The sequence below is a fragment of the Telluria sp. AZSoR62 genome, assembly GCF_058111565.1.
In genome coordinates this window covers 1-371 of the sequence record NZ_JBYTST010000136.1, presented here as the reverse complement: position 1 = coordinate 371, position 371 = coordinate 1, and the positions used below count along the sequence as shown (strand labels likewise).

Here is a 371-nt window from a genome sequence, read left to right as displayed (position 1 = left end):
CCCCAGCGCAGTGAACCGGGCATTGAGTTCGGCGACCCGGTTCTTGCCTTCCTCGCGTGAGCCGAGTTCGTTGATCGACTTCGTCAACGCCTTCCGGTACTTCGGTGACGACAACCGCGCGAGGACCCGCTCGATAACGTCCGCCTCGAGCAGTTCAGCTTGAACGGACACGATGGAGGGGCAGTCGCTGCTTCGGGTGGAGCAGGCATAGACGGTGGGGCGGCCGACGGTGGACGCCGCGTACATGGGTCGGCCGCAGCCTCCACACCTTGCGAGCCCGCCGCCGAGGAGTGCGACTTGGGTGCGGTCGCCGGTGTACTTCGCGCGCTCCGGATCGAGAAGCAGTTCGCACAGCCGCTTGTAGGTTCGGG

1 protein-coding gene is annotated in these 371 nt (G+C 66.0%); it reads right to left on the bottom strand.

All coding sequences use genetic code 11. From position 1 onward, the window contains the following. The coding region (locus AC3XQU_RS23230) for a recombinase zinc ribbon domain-containing protein (protein ID WP_489876515.1) at positions 1 to 371 on the bottom strand (371 nt) is incomplete at both ends.